This window comes from Ruegeria sp. CDSA221 (assembly GCF_059611825.1).
In genome coordinates this window covers 321,716-334,798 of sequence record NZ_JBXWPK010000004.1, presented here as the reverse complement: position 1 = coordinate 334,798, position 13,083 = coordinate 321,716, and the positions used below count along the sequence as shown (strand labels likewise).

The 13,083-nt window shown below is 54.1% G+C and carries 13 protein-coding genes; 2 read left to right on the top strand and 11 right to left on the bottom strand.

What is annotated here, in order from left to right; translation table 11 throughout:
* Positions 1-355 precede the first annotated feature (355 nt).
* The 6 genes from AC2FJ5_RS08635 to AC2FJ5_RS08610 all read right to left on the bottom strand — a co-directional run bounded on the left by AC2FJ5_RS08635 (position 356) and on the right by AC2FJ5_RS08610 (position 7,307).
* Positions 356-1,171 carry a citryl-CoA lyase gene (locus AC2FJ5_RS08635; RefSeq protein WP_496703867.1) on the bottom strand — a complete coding sequence of 272 codons (816 nt, stop codon included), beginning with the start codon at positions 1,169-1,171 and terminating at the stop codon, positions 356-358.
* 17 nt (positions 1,172-1,188) lie between these two features.
* Entirely contained in the window at positions 1,189-3,081 is a 1,893-nt protein-coding gene (locus AC2FJ5_RS08630; protein ID WP_496793098.1) for a bifunctional sugar phosphate isomerase/epimerase/4-hydroxyphenylpyruvate dioxygenase family protein, read from the bottom strand.
* Positions 3,081-4,376 carry a TRAP transporter large permease gene (locus AC2FJ5_RS08625; protein ID WP_496705417.1) on the bottom strand — a complete coding sequence of 432 codons (1,296 nt, stop codon included), beginning with the start codon at positions 4,374-4,376 and terminating at the stop codon, positions 3,081-3,083. The genes AC2FJ5_RS08630 and AC2FJ5_RS08625 overlap by 1 nt, the downstream gene beginning before the upstream one ends.
* On the bottom strand, positions 4,373-4,948 hold the full coding sequence (locus tag AC2FJ5_RS08620) for a TRAP transporter small permease (protein WP_496692302.1): 576 nt from the start codon (positions 4,946-4,948) through the stop codon (positions 4,373-4,375). The genes AC2FJ5_RS08625 and AC2FJ5_RS08620 overlap by 4 nt, the downstream gene beginning before the upstream one ends.
* Positions 4,949-4,978: 30 nt before the next feature.
* Positions 4,979-5,989 (bottom strand): TRAP transporter substrate-binding protein DctP, encoded by a 1,011-nt coding sequence (gene dctP / locus AC2FJ5_RS08615; RefSeq protein ID WP_496705418.1) that lies wholly within the window; start codon positions 5,987-5,989, stop codon positions 4,979-4,981.
* A 100-nt stretch (positions 5,990-6,089) separates the two neighbouring features.
* A complete protein-coding gene (locus AC2FJ5_RS08610; RefSeq protein WP_496793097.1) occupies positions 6,090-7,307 on the bottom strand; it encodes a Gfo/Idh/MocA family protein in 1,218 nt (405 codons plus the stop codon).
* Between the two features lie 74 nt (positions 7,308-7,381).
* Between AC2FJ5_RS08610 and AC2FJ5_RS08605 the strand changes: the two genes are divergently transcribed.
* Entirely contained in the window at positions 7,382-8,035 is a 654-nt protein-coding gene (locus AC2FJ5_RS08605) for a GntR family transcriptional regulator (protein WP_496692299.1), read from the top strand.
* 385 nt (positions 8,036-8,420) lie between these two features.
* Here AC2FJ5_RS08605 and AC2FJ5_RS08600 read toward each other — a convergent pair whose 3' ends face one another.
* The 5 genes from AC2FJ5_RS08600 to AC2FJ5_RS08580 are packed head-to-tail and all read right to left on the bottom strand — an operon-like array spanning position 8,421 to position 12,027.
* Positions 8,421-8,795, bottom strand: coding sequence for a nuclear transport factor 2 family protein (locus tag AC2FJ5_RS08600; RefSeq protein ID WP_271952617.1), 375 nt, complete (start codon positions 8,793-8,795; stop codon positions 8,421-8,423).
* The gene (locus AC2FJ5_RS08595; RefSeq protein ID WP_496696866.1) at positions 8,792-9,688 is read right to left on the bottom strand and encodes an alpha/beta hydrolase; all 897 of its coding nucleotides are present in this window, start codon (positions 9,686-9,688) and stop codon (positions 8,792-8,794) included. The genes AC2FJ5_RS08600 and AC2FJ5_RS08595 overlap by 4 nt, the downstream gene beginning before the upstream one ends.
* A complete protein-coding gene (locus AC2FJ5_RS08590; protein WP_281973656.1) occupies positions 9,685-10,167 on the bottom strand; it encodes a flavin reductase family protein in 483 nt (160 codons plus the stop codon). Before AC2FJ5_RS08590 ends, AC2FJ5_RS08595 begins: the two co-directional genes overlap by 4 nt.
* Positions 10,167-10,844, bottom strand: a complete 678-nt coding sequence (locus tag AC2FJ5_RS08585) for a glutathione S-transferase family protein (protein WP_496793096.1) — start codon at positions 10,842-10,844, stop codon at positions 10,167-10,169. Before AC2FJ5_RS08585 ends, AC2FJ5_RS08590 begins: the two co-directional genes overlap by 1 nt.
* A complete protein-coding gene (locus AC2FJ5_RS08580) occupies positions 10,837-12,027 on the bottom strand; it encodes an LLM class flavin-dependent oxidoreductase (RefSeq protein WP_496789250.1) in 1,191 nt (396 codons plus the stop codon). The genes AC2FJ5_RS08585 and AC2FJ5_RS08580 overlap by 8 nt, the downstream gene beginning before the upstream one ends.
* 101 nt (positions 12,028-12,128) lie before the next feature.
* Here AC2FJ5_RS08580 and AC2FJ5_RS08575 point away from each other — a divergent pair, with 101 nt between their 5' ends.
* A complete protein-coding gene (locus tag AC2FJ5_RS08575; protein WP_496692294.1) occupies positions 12,129-12,746 on the top strand; it encodes a helix-turn-helix domain-containing protein in 618 nt (205 codons plus the stop codon).
* Positions 12,747-13,083: the final 337 nt, after the last annotated feature.

The window sequence follows — 13,083 nt, the reverse complement described above, 5'->3', positions numbered from 1 at the left end:
TTAAACTGAAACCACCGGACGGGCTCCCGAGCAGGTTTAATTATTTTTTTACAGCGACTTAAATGGAAATCTAATCACTCTAAACTGGTGAGGCCCCACAGAGGCATCGTTAAATCGGACGCGTCTGCGCCGTGATCATCACCGGAATAGGCAGGCCAATCAGCCGGAACCCTGGCGCCATCAAGGCGCGCAGGCTCTGGCGATGCCGTATTGATCGGCCTTGGTGCGGTTTTCTAGAAGATCGAGGTTGCCGCAGATCATGACTTTGGCATTGGGAATTTTTGAATGTGGTTTTAGATCGACATCGTTTACACGACCAACGCCAACAGAGCCGGACCGGAAAGATTTCGATGTCTCACATCTCATCATTCCTGTCTTCGTAGAGGGGTAAGTAATTCGGGGGCATAGGGCCTTTGTTCCGACCGCCCTGGTTCATCTGTTCCCAGGCGTGGGCAAGTATTCCAACCGAACGGGACAAGCAAAACAACCCCCGCGACAGGGGCGCGGGAAAGCCAAGTTCGCAAAAGATCACGGCTGTCGCGCCATCGATGTTCATCGCAATCGGCCGACCACCCCGTTGACGACCAAGTTCGGCCTGAACCCCTTCTCCGATGTCTGCAAAGCGACCTGAAACGGTGCCTTCATTTGCCGCATTGCGAACGAGCTGCATCAGCCGGGGTGCACGCGGATCGACGGGCTTGTGAAACCGGTGTCCGAAACCTGAAACGATCTTGCCGTAAGTCTCGCGCCAACTGTCTAGACCATTCCGAACAGCATCATTCAGCGATGCCCCGGCATCCATGCGATCGGCGATATCATAATAAAGCTCGGCGCACTGCTCGCCTGCTCCGCCATGTACATCGCCCAGCATATTCACTGCAGTCGCCATCGCATTATTGAGACCTACTCCACAAGTAGCAGCCATGCGCGCAGCCGCAATCGAGGGAGCTTGCGGGCCGTGATCCACACCTGCGACCAGAGCGGCCTCAAACAGGCGCGCCTGAGCATCGCCCGGCAGATCGCCTCGCACCATCATCCAGATCATCTGCGGAAAGGATACATTCCCGATCAGGTCCTCTATGGCGTTGCCACGAAATGCGATGTACCCGGGCTTCATATCGATGATGGAGGTGCGCCACCATTGGCGAACGGCGCGCTCATCACTTGTCATGTTTTCATCCAGCGCGCTCATGGCGTTTGCACCTCTTTCGCCGCCTGAGTTTTCCTTTGCGCGGCGAGGCGAATAGGGGCGTTGCGCGCGCCAAAACCTGCATAACCAGCGCGGCGTTCAACGATTTCAAAGAAAAAACCGTTGAAAACGGGACGGCTATAGATCTGAAAATACTCTGCTCCCCCCGCGCGATCATAGAGGATATTGCCCCCATGCAGTTGGGTGATCAGTTCGTCACTCACCCCAAAAGTCGCCTGCAGATCAGCATAGTAGTTTTCTGGAATAGTCAGGCTGGGGAAACCAGACTTAAGCAGTTGAGCAGAGGTTTCAAAAATATCGTCGGACTGGAAGGCGATATGTTGAACGCCTGCCCCAAAGCCTTCTTCAAGGAACGATGCCGCCAGCGTTCGGCGACCGACGGCCCCGTTCAAGTTCAGACGCACTTCGCCTTCGGGGCTTTCGATGGCCTGGCTTTGCACGACGCCCGACGGGTCGGCCACGTTCACGATTGGCGACTTTGCCATGTCGAAGGTCGAGATGTAATACAGCAGCCAGCTTTGCATTTCATCGTGGCGCATTGTCTGTGCCAGATGGTCGATACGGCGCAATCCGGCGGGTTGCATGGCTTTGGTTTTGACAACCGGTTCGAATTCGATATCCCAAACCCGATGCAGATCGGATTTCTCATCGATGAAATGAACGACGTTGCCACCAACACCACGGATTGCAGGGATATCCAGCTCTCCTGTTCCCACCGGTTGTAAGAAATTCGGGGCGCCCAGCGCGGTTGCACGTTGAACCGTCTGATCCGCATCTTTGACACGCAATCCCATGTCACAGACCGATGGGCCATGGCCCAGAAACGCCGAATGGGCAAAGCCTTCTTTTTCGGTATTCACAACGATGTTGATCGCGCCTTGCCGCCACAATTCGACAGACTTGGTGACGTGCTTTCGCTCCATTCGAAAACACATTGCTGACAGCAAGTCTGCCAGTTGTGCCCCGCTTGTTTCATCGGCTGCAAACTCTACGAATTCGAAGCCGGACGCATAAACGCGTTCTGGCAGGTTTGGGGTTCCAAAGTCTGCTTTCGGCTCGGTCCGTGATACCTCGTCCAAAAGGTTGACCAGGGACCTATAGCTGTCCCGGGCCAGTGTTCGGGCACCGGGCTGTGCCGCCACTTCGTTCACACGGGCGATAGACCAGGGTCCTATGTATCCTGCCCTGGCCAGCACGCGCACGAAGCCTGTTAGGTTAAGCGATCCAAGCCCAGGTAGAAGCCCGAAGTGCCTTTTGAGTCTGCGAATATCCATCTCAAGCCGGGGCGCATCGGACAGTTGCACATGGAACAATCGCTCTCCGGGAATGTCCCTAAGGCGGGCGGGTTTGGAACCGTCAGCGAGCGAGAAGAAAGAGTTTAAAGCCAGTCCAAAGTAAGGGCTGTCAATCGCCTCGACGACGCGCAAAGCCTGTTCGTCCGAGCGAATGAGATCGGACCACGGCAAACCCATATAGGCCAAGCGAAGCCCTATCCCTTTTGCAATCTCGGTCGCTTCGCTGAGGTCTGAGATCACCTGATCCTCGGTGGCAGCAGGGTCCACTTCGAATGCAGAGCCAATTAGCAGCAGATCCGTTCCCAACTCGCTCATCAGATCGAGTTTGCGCTTCAGCCGATCAAAGGCACGATCCCGCTCGCTGTCGGCCTGGCCTTCAAGGTTATGGAAGGGTTGCAGCAGACAAATCTTTAGTCCGAGATCTGATGCAATGTCCCGAATTCGCGATGGTGGCCCGTCAAAAGCGGTCAAATCCGGTTCATGCAACTCGACACCGCTAAAGCCCGCGTCAGCGATTGCACTTAGTTTTTCGGCCAGATCACCGGGGATCGACGTTGTCGAAACCGAGAGACACATTACCCCTGATACCCAAACATACGCGGCAACCACAGAACCAGATCGGGCATCAGCATCATGATCACCAAGGCGAAAATCAACACCGCCAAGAAGGCCCAAATCTCGGAAATGATTTCACGCAGTGGAATATCCGAAACAGCATTAATTACGAACAGCAGAATCCCGTAGGGCGGCGTGATCAGACCGATCATCGAATTCACGACGACCAGCACACCGAAATGCACCAGATCAATACCAAGCGCTTCGCAAGTGGGGATGAACAAGGGCACAATCACCAGAATGATCGTTGTCGCGTCCAAAACGCACCCCAGGGCAAGGATCAGCAAGTTGACGAGGATCAAGAAGACGATCGGACTGACATCCGAACCTTCCAGCAGCGCCGAGATAGACTGTGGGATTTGCTCCTGAATCACGATGAAGTTCAAAATGAACGCGCCACCAATGACAACTCCAACCGCTGCAGAAGAACGGGCGCTGTCAACGAAGACCTGATAAAGGCCACGGAACGACAAGGCGCGATAGAAGAACCCTGCCAGCAGCAGGGCATAGAGTGCGGCCACGGCCGCGGCCTCGGTCGGTGTCGTGACACCCCCGTAGATGCCATAGAGCAGGATGGCGGGCATTAGCAGCGCAGGAAACGCATTGGCGGTTTTGGCGGGCAATTCGCGCAACGGAACAGGTTCTTCCAAGGCAAAGTTCCGCTTTCCGGCCAGATAATAGTTCATCGCCATGAGGACGACGCCCATTATCAGTCCCGGCAGAATACCGGCCAGAAATAACGAACCGATAGAGGCCTTGGAAACAAGCGCGTACAATACCATCGGGATTGAGGGCGGAATGATAGGGCCGATTGTTGCCGAGGCAGCCGTGATTGCGGCTGCATAGCCTCGGCTATAGCGGCCATCTTTGGTCATCATCTCAATGATGATTTTACCAATTCCCGCCGCATCCGCGACAGCAGAGCCGGACATGCCGGAAAAGATCAGAGATGCCACTACGTTTACGTGTCCGAGGCCACCCTTGAAACGCCCGACCGCCGCAACGCAGAAGTTCAGCAGTCGATCCGTGATCGACCCCGCATTCATGATATTGGCGGCGACAATGAACAAAGGCACGGCAAGCAGGATCGTGCTTTTGTAGAAGCCTTGTAGGATCTTCTCGCCCGCTAGGGCGACATCCAGTCCGGCCGTGCCTAAATACACCAATGAGGCTAAGAGGATGGAATACCCAATAGGTGTCCCAATGCCCGCCAGAAGAAAAAGAGCGAGCAGGCAGGAAAGAAGTTCGATACTCATTTATTAGCTTCCTCGTCGTCTACGACGTCGACACGGGGATGATCGTCAACCACGTTGTACCCAACGACCAGTTCCAACTCTGTTTTTGGAGGGCCATTGCGCAAGACGTCGAAGAATAACCACGCGTATCGCGCTGCTACGACCAGCATGAATACCGCATATATCGAAAACACAGTGCGCAACGGTATCTTCTCGCCCGAGAACGGATTGCGGACAGTCGCTGTCTTGCGGATTTTCATCCAGTCGATGTAGTCCCAGGTCGGCAGGAAGCTATAGAGCATCCCGATCACAATCGCTGCGGCCGCCAGCATTGCAAAGATCTGGCGAACGCGCGTCGGCACCGAAAGATAGATGATGTCGAACTTCACATGATCCCGTTCGCGCACGATAAAGGCGCAGCTGAAGAAGATCACCCAGACCCAAAGAATGCCGATCAATTCTAGCGTCCAACCGGCGGGTGTAAAAAAATACCGCAAGAGAATTTGCAGAAGGAAGATCAGGAAGATTGCCGCCAGCATCCCGCCGGCAATCGCTTCGGTCAGTCGGGAGAACCCCTTGATAAAGGCCTTCATTGCGGTTCTCCCTCTCTTGTCTTGCTGGACTTAGTTGCCCAGAGCGTTAATCCGATCCAGAACCCCCTCGGGCCAAGAGTCAGCGAATTCGCTGTCCAGATACATGGACTGTACCTGATTGCGGAACGCAGCGAGATCAGGTTCGTAAATCTCCATCCCTTGCTCTTTCAGGAAGCTGACAAGGTCCTCTTCTTTCTGAAGCTGCTTTTGGCGACCAGATTCCGCGGCTGCGTCTGCGGCTTCCTGAACTTTAGCCTGCTGTTCCGGTGTCAGCCCGTCCCAGACACCCTTGCCAATGGCGATATAGTTAAGGTCCACCAGATGCGACGTTAGAACGATCTGATTGGTCACTTCATAGAACTTGGCGTCCACCACGGTCGGCAGTGGGTTGTCCTGACCGTCAACCGCACCTGTCGATAGAGCGGTGTAAACCTCTGAGAAGGCCATTGGCGTCGGGGCTGCACCCAGAGCCTTGCCTAGAAATTGCCATGCGTCTGTGCCCGGCATCCGAAGATTCACGCCGTCCAAGTCCGCTGGTGTCGTCACGGTCAGTTCATCTTTGGGCTGGCGCAGGTTCACCTGACGTCGGCCCAGATACATAACCGACAGGAGTTTAACACCCAGCTCTTCCTCAGCCTTTTGCTTGAACGCATCCATCAAGGGATCGGTAAAGACAGCCACCTGATGCGCGGCGTCCTGGTGGACATAGCCAGCAGTAAAGATCGAAAACTCGGGGAAGAACTGCGCGAGTTCCTGCGCCGAGGTAATCGACATTTCCAGGTTGCCCCGGCTGATGGCGTCAAGTTCGGTGCCCTGTGCAAAGATTGTGCCGTTATAGCTGGGCTCATAATTTGCGAACTCGGCAACCATTGGCGCGAAGACATCTGCCATGGCGACCGAGCGCTGGTCGGTCTCCGATCCTGATGTTGCGAGGCGAAGTTGCACTTTGTCTTCCGCCAGCGCACCACTTGTTGCGCTAAACAGAACACCGGTTGCGACCAGGGCTGATACTGCAGCCCTACGGGTAAGTTTGGTAATCACTTTGCTCCTCCCTGAGACATCATGAAGCTTCTTTTTTGCGATTCAGAGTTTTGACCTATTTTGGACATTTTGCAAGATTTTTTACAAAATATCAGATATTTTATACTACTGATACATTTGCCTTTGGCGTATTTAGCAGGCTTTTTATCCTGACCTTCTCGCCCATTCTGCAGGAATTCTGTATAGCTTCAATGACTTGAAGTGTTCTGAAACCTTCCCATCCGGACACAATCGGATCTGCTTCGTGCCGAGCAACTTCAACAAAGTGCCTGAGTTGATTGACCAGCGGATCAGATGCACCCTTCTTCAACACGGTTGATGAGATTGGCGTCCACCAATCCCGATGATCACTTTGGTAGTTCCATAGTCGAAGATCAGGTACGGACAACGACCCATGAGAACCACCGATCATGTAGCTACTCTCCGCTGTCGACGGATAGATTGGATATTCCTGAGACGTCATCTCCCAGCTCCACGGGGCGACGATGCTGTCGGACACGCTTATGGTCCCAATCGCTCCGCTTTCAAACGTCAACAGCGCCCCGGCGACATCTTCGTTGTCATAACCGCGTTGCGATGAAGCCGACTGCGCCTGTACTGTCACGACCTCTCCGGCCAGATACCGCAGAAGGTCCACATCATGGACAAGATTGACCGAAATGGGTCCTGCACCGGGTTTCTTTCGCCAGGGCGCGGCATCAAAATATTCGTCGGGCTTATAGAACCAGCAATTCGCGTGGACAGCACGAACATCCCCAATCCTCCCATCAACAATAGCTTCTTTGGCTGACTTGATCAGGGGGTTATGCCGACGATGATGTCCGACCATCAGTGGCACATTGGCCCTCTCCGCTTCCTGGACAAGCTCCAGTGCTGCGGCAGCTTCCACGGCGATCGGTTTTTCGACGAGAACAGGACACCCATGTCGCACACATGTAAGGCCTTGTTCGACATGAAGCGTCGTAGGGGTCGCAAGCACAGCGCCGTCCGGCGTCTGAGTTGCAAACATCTCCTCAAGGGTCTCGTAGCATGCCACCCCGTGCTCAACGGCGTAAGCACGGCCTTCGTCACTGGGATCGACGACCGCAACAAGGTCAACATGGCGCAACGCCCGGATAGCGTCTGCGTGGCGGCGTCCAACAAGGCCAATGCCAACAATGGCAATGCGAAAGTTCTTAGACACTTTTGCTTCCTTCCGGATGGTTCGAAAAATCCCGAAACCGACATTTGCGACTGAGCTACATTGCTCAATTTGGACATGAAGGTATTGGGGTTTTCGCGATTCCGCAATAATGTATGATATTTTTATTTTTACCATACATCAGTTGGGATTGCTGATGTCTCCTAAAAATGCTAATTGAACGAAGAAACTGAGAATATCGGGTGAAACGCATGGCGAAACAGCCGTCTACGATAGGTGCAAGCACCTATCAGCGCATCAAGCGGGATATCATCTTCGGGGCGCTGCAACCCGGTTCCAAACTGAAGCTGGACGCATTGAAGGAACGCTATGCGGCGAGCCTTTCGACACTTCGTGAAACCCTAAACAGGCTTGCCAGCGATGGGTTTGTCGAAGCTCCCGAACAACGGGGATTCCTGGTTGCGCCGGTCTCCCGAGAAGACCTGACCGAAATATCAGAGCTGCGTGTCCTGTTGGAATGCCACGCGTTGGAGTTGTCCATTGCGAACGGCGACACGGATTGGGAAGGCAACCTCGTTGCCGCGCATCACAAACTGCACCTGATAGAACGGCAACTTCTCAAGGGCGACGAATCCGAGAAAGAAACCTGGAAACGTTATGATTGGGAGTTCCACCAAGCGATGATCGCGGCCTGCAACTCCAAAAATCTTCTGTCGCTGCACTCGATCATCTACGACAAATACTTACGTTATCAGATGCTCGTGCTGACCAATCGTGGCGAAGAGGCCATCAAGGAGCATAAGGGTATGTTCGATGCAGCATTGGCCAGAGACGCGAACACGGCAAAGAGGTTATTGGAAGACCACATTCGAAATGGCCTCGCGCATACCTTGGAGGCTATGTGACCTCTCGCCCCCTTTACTGTGACACCGGTACTTTTAAGCTAAGAGCTGAATACGGTGATGCAGTGCTTCCGATGGCGTCTCAGGATCTAGTTAGAAATCTACATCTTCAGCGTGCCCCTGAGCAGCTCTGATCAGCTTTCCATCATCCGATGATGGTAAAGCGCTTCTTCTCACTCTCTTCGACAATCCTGTGCAGTTCCTCGAACCGATCCTTGTTCCCATTGGTAATGCCAAGTTTGGGCCTTAGCTGTTTGCGCATCTTTTCATTACGCAATAACGGATTGCGCGAAACGGAGCTTGATTGCCGACGCAGCGGTTTGTCAAAGCGAGATAGGTTCCCTCTTACAAAACTGCTGCGTGCTTGGCTGCATCAAAGGCTGTCGGGTCAGCTTGTACGTTGCTTGTAATACGTATCTTTATGGACAATCAGCCCGTCTCGGTAGGTTAGGATGTCAACGCTTAGAAACTCTTCTTTTGAACCATCCTTGTGCACGGCTGTACGGCGATATTCGCAATAAGCCTTGTTGCCGGAAATAGCGCAGTCGAGCGTTTCCCAATGCACATTCGCGACCTTTTCAAACAGGGCTGCAAAAGCACCACGAATGGTTTCGGCTCCTTCCAGACGCACGCCATGTTCTTCGGGGCCAACAGCGTGATCAAATGTAGCGTCGGTTGCGAAGTGTCTCATTACGGCATCGATGTCATTGGCGTTAAACGCGTCACCGACAGAGTCGACTAGGTCTCGGGTCAAAGCGGTCATGATTTTGGTCCTTTTCCTTGAAGCATATCGCAAGTGTGTTTGAAGAATGTGCTCGCCGGGTCGACCAGCACATTCAGTTCGTCAAAGTGATCCACATCGGGCACGAAATAGAGACCCATCTTGCGGTCTGCTGTTTCGTATTTTTCGACATACATTCGTGCCTGCCTGTGGAACTCATCGGTTTCCGCGCCGCCGACGACGACCAGCTGAGGGGCATTGGTACCCGGAGGGTGCTTGGTCATCGGGCTTTCGGCCTGGGCTTCTGCCGGATCCATTTGGATGCCCGCATTCAAAGCCTCGGTCAGGCGGACCGGCTCAAGATAGCTGAGCGGTGAGACCGGAATGCCAGATTTAATCAGGTCTGTTGGCAAGTCATCGTCAAATGCCGGCCAATCGGTCGCCATCATCATCTGGGTAATATGGCCGCCAGCGGAATGGCCCATAACGCAGAGACGGTCTGGATTGATGCCCAATGCGCCCGCGTTGCGCCAGACAAAGGACATGGCCTCACGCGCTTCTTCTGAAATTCTCGTGATGGTCACAGACGGGCAAAGATCGTATCCGATGACAACAACATTGAACCCCGCCTCAACAAACGGCGGCGCAATGAAGCTGTAGATCGATTTGTCGCCACGCTGCCAATAGCCGCCGTGGAAATAGACCAATGTCGGTGCGGCGGTGTCCGCGCAGCGGAAGACATCCAGCTTTTGTTTTTCACCTTCTCCATAGCGGATATCTAGGCTGCAATCGGATGTTGCACGCGCGTGCGCGCTGTCGCGGCTCCACCCGGGAATGACGGTCACTTCATAGTCCGGCCGCCCAGCCCGCAAATTGTACTGCGCGTCGAATTCGTCAGGGCTGAACCGGGTGTGGAAAGTCAGGTGATCACTCATGATACTGCCTCCGATTGGGGCGCGGAAAAGAACGCGCCGCGACAAAAGACCAGCGGAGGAACGGGTGCATGGGCATAGTTCACGACACGTCCTAAGAGGATTTCATGATCACCCGCATCAACCCGGTTGTGCACGGTGCATTCCAGATGCGCAGATGCACCGGGGACCAAAGGCGTCTTGGCCCCAGGAGTCCATTCCGTATCGGCAAACCGGTTTTCCACATTGCTGGCAAAATGCAACGCCAGAGCTTTCTGATCCGCGGAAAGGATGTTGACCGCGAAATGATCAGACCTGGACAGCGTCGGGAACACGCGACCCGATTTTGCGACACAGACAGAGATCACAGGCGGCTCGAGTGAGACCGAGGTGAAGGAGTTGGCGGTCAGGCCCCATGGCATGCCCTCGGGGTCATAAGTGGCCACGATTGTGACCCCTGTCGGAAAAGCGCCAAGCGCACGGCGAAAGTCACGCAGGTCCATCACAGAACTCCCTCGCTGACGCAGGCCTTTTCAAGGGCGGCCCACTCATCCGGGTTTGTGCCAAAATGGCGCATGACGTGACCCCGGTATGCGGGGCGTTCTGCCAATCGTTCATACCACGCTTCGACATTGGGCAACGGTGGGCGGTCGACCTCGACATTGAAATAGCGATACGCCACGCAACCCAGCGGAATATCCGCCATGGTAAAGCTGTCGCCACAGACATAGGCCTTATCCGCAAGGTGCTGATCCAGAATGGTCAGCGCTTCATGCGCCTCATCGCGAAGTTTGGCGATCTGTTCCTGGTCCCGTTGTTCGAATTGGGTGCGTACAGTTGCAAAAAACAGGTAAATCACCGGCCCGAAAGCGCGGCTGGCAGACCACTCCATCCATTGATCCGCGATGGCGCGGGTCTGTAGGTCAGAGGGACTAAACGTACCCGCGCCGTACCGGTCGCAGAGATACCGCACAATGGCGAGGCTTTCCCAAAGCGCGAAATCTCCATCGCGGATCGTCGGGATCATTTTGTTGGGATTGATCTGCGCGTACAAATCAGTGTCGAGCTTGCCAAAGCTGCCCCCGGCCAGTTGCAGCGTATAGTCCAATCCCAACTCATTGGCTGTCCAAATCACCGGAATAACGTTTGATGAATAGGGCCGCCCCCAAATTTCAAGCATGCTCCAACATCCTTTTCTGCGCGATGGATTGTGTCCCGAATTTTGGAACGACATGCTCAAACAGTCGATGCCAACTGGACAGGATTTTCTCGTAGGGAACGCCAGTGTATTGCTGCATCAACATGAGGTGGTCGAGGCCGATGGTTTCCTGCCGCTCGGCAAAACGATCCGCTACATATTCGGCGTCACCAACCACAATGATCCCGCGTTTATTGAGGAAATCGAACCAATCCATCTCTTCGTCCTCAGAAGTCATCTCTTCACCGACATCAAGATAGCCATGTTTTGTCCACTCGCCCTTGGGGCGCGACCCGCCGAGGAATTCGTAATAGGCATTGATCGGGCCACGAATGGTGTTCACCGCCTCCTCCATGCTTTCACCGACATAGAACGCCGTGCAGACGCCAACGCCTTCTCCTGGTTTCACATCGCGCCCTTCACGTTTGGACAGCGCCTCGCGGTAGGGTTCCCAGCAGGCCAGTGTCGCCTTGGGTCCAGCGGCCATCGAGATCACACCCCACCCTTTTTCACCAGCAAGCTTGAATGTGGGAGGCGCATTCGACATGAGCCAGACCGGCGGGTGCGGATCAGAATACGGGCGTGGATGCACGTATATCGCTTTATACTCGCCATTCTCGTCGTGATAGCGCGGGTCCAGCGGTTCAAAAAAACGGTTGGTTTCTTTCCAGCCTGGAACTGGGAACTCATAGAACTCACCTTGATGGGTGAAGGCGTCGTTGGTCCACGCCTTCAGAATAATATCCAGGCTCTCTTGATAGAGGCGCATCACCTTGGCGTTGTCGCGCCGATCCGCATCCGAGTTGAACTGGATGGTCGAGCGCTCATTGATGCCCTTGGCGACACCAAAATCGAACCGGCCCAGCGACATGTTATCCAGCATCGCCGCGTCTTCGGCCACGCGCAATGGGTGCCAGTCCGGCAAGATAATGGGTGCAGTTCCAACCCGCAGTTTTTTGCAATGAGCAGCCACATGCGTACCCATCTGGATCGGGTTGGGCGGTGCGTTCATATAGCCGTTATGGGCAAAGTGATGTTCTGTGAACCAGGCGGTCGTGAATCCAGCCTGCTCTGCCAGCGAACATTGTTCGAGGATCATCTCCAGTGTCCGGGTCCAGGGAATCGTCTCACCAGGACTGAAATTGGCAATCAAATCAAAGCGCATAGCGATCTCCCGGACAGATGTGGTAAGTTGAATTATAACCCAATTTTCAACTAAGTTGAATTTTACTCGAAAAATCAACAAAAATCTCTTATCCCGAATGCATGAATAGCAACGTTACTGATACTGACACTCAACGGCTTGGCAGCGAAATCCGCGAAGTGCGCAAGGCGCGTGGCCTGACGTTACAAGACCTTTCGGAAACGGTATCCTGCTCGACGGCGTATCTGAGCCGGATCGAGCTGGGATCAGCAAAAGCATCGGCGGAGCTTCTGCGAGAGATCAGTGAAGCGCTCTCGGTCGATCCCAACTGGTTCTTTCCCAAGCAATCGGGTGTCGGACCATTGGAACGCAAACATGTCGTACGCAAAGAAAATCGCAGGGCGCTTTCCAACATGTACACGCGAACAACCCAGGAGTTGGGATTCGAAGACGAACTGCTATCCAGCACACTATCCGGACAATGCTATCTGATCCTGTCACGGTTCCGCCCAGGAGCCGGTACACCGCCTGAACCCCAGGAAGGTTATTCTTTCGAGGGCGAGCAACATGCGATCGTCTTGAGTGGCGAAGTGGAGCTGCGCCTTGGTGAAGAAATCATAGTTCTTCGCAAAGGCGACAGCTTTTCCTACCCTTCAATGATCGCGCATCGGTTCCGCAACCGGACTGACAAAGAGGCCACAATGGTCTGGGCGATGTCGCCAATACGAATTACTTGGTGATTGTTGGCCAGCTATCACTATTGCGAGAATTGCTTTTGATACAAAGCAACGAATGATGGCATTCGGAAAAGCCCACAGATCTGACCTAACTGCTTGGGCCAAAACCAGTCATTTGGTCAATAGAGACAACAGTTGGCTTTGTCCTGCGACCTGTAAATTCGACCACTAATCGCCGCCACGGTCTGCATGAATGGTTATCCTTTCCGCTGAACAGCGGCACCAGATCCTCCACTCGCGCTGCATTTGAGACGCTGCGTGCGCTTGCAGCTCACCAACGCGATCTCGCTCTCTTCGATATGACCATCGACAGTAAATTGTGCGGCTGTGACTTGGTCAC

Coding starts and splice junctions, on each gene's coding strand:
- AC2FJ5_RS08635 (WP_496703867.1), bottom strand. CDS start 1,171: ATGACAAGTGATGAGCGCGCCGTTCGCCAATGGTGGCGCACCTCCATC.
- AC2FJ5_RS08630 (WP_496793098.1), bottom strand. CDS start 3,081: ATGTGTCTCTCGGTTTCGACAACGTCGATCCCCGGTGATCTGGCCGAA.
- AC2FJ5_RS08625 (WP_496705417.1), bottom strand. CDS start 4,376: ATGAGTATCGAACTTCTTTCCTGCCTGCTCGCTCTTTTTCTTCTGGCG.
- AC2FJ5_RS08620 (WP_496692302.1), bottom strand. CDS start 4,948: ATGAAGGCCTTTATCAAGGGGTTCTCCCGACTGACCGAAGCGATTGCC.
- AC2FJ5_RS08610 (WP_496793097.1), bottom strand. CDS start 7,307: ATGGTAAAAATAAAAATATCATACATTATTGCGGAATCGCGAAAACCC.
- AC2FJ5_RS08605 (WP_496692299.1), top strand. CDS start 7,382: ATGGCGAAACAGCCGTCTACGATAGGTGCAAGCACCTATCAGCGCATC.
- AC2FJ5_RS08600 (WP_271952617.1), bottom strand. CDS start 8,795: ATGACCGCTTTGACCCGAGACCTAGTCGACTCTGTCGGTGACGCGTTT.
- AC2FJ5_RS08595 (WP_496696866.1), bottom strand. CDS start 9,688: ATGAGTGATCACCTGACTTTCCACACCCGGTTCAGCCCTGACGAATTC.
- AC2FJ5_RS08590 (WP_281973656.1), bottom strand. CDS start 10,167: ATGGACCTGCGTGACTTTCGCCGTGCGCTTGGCGCTTTTCCGACAGGG.
- AC2FJ5_RS08585 (WP_496793096.1), bottom strand. CDS start 10,844: ATGCTTGAAATTTGGGGGCGGCCCTATTCATCAAACGTTATTCCGGTG.
- AC2FJ5_RS08580 (WP_496789250.1), bottom strand. CDS start 12,027: ATGCGCTTTGATTTGATTGCCAATTTCAGTCCTGGTGAGACGATTCCC.
- AC2FJ5_RS08575 (WP_496692294.1), top strand. CDS start 12,129: ATGAATAGCAACGTTACTGATACTGACACTCAACGGCTTGGCAGCGAA.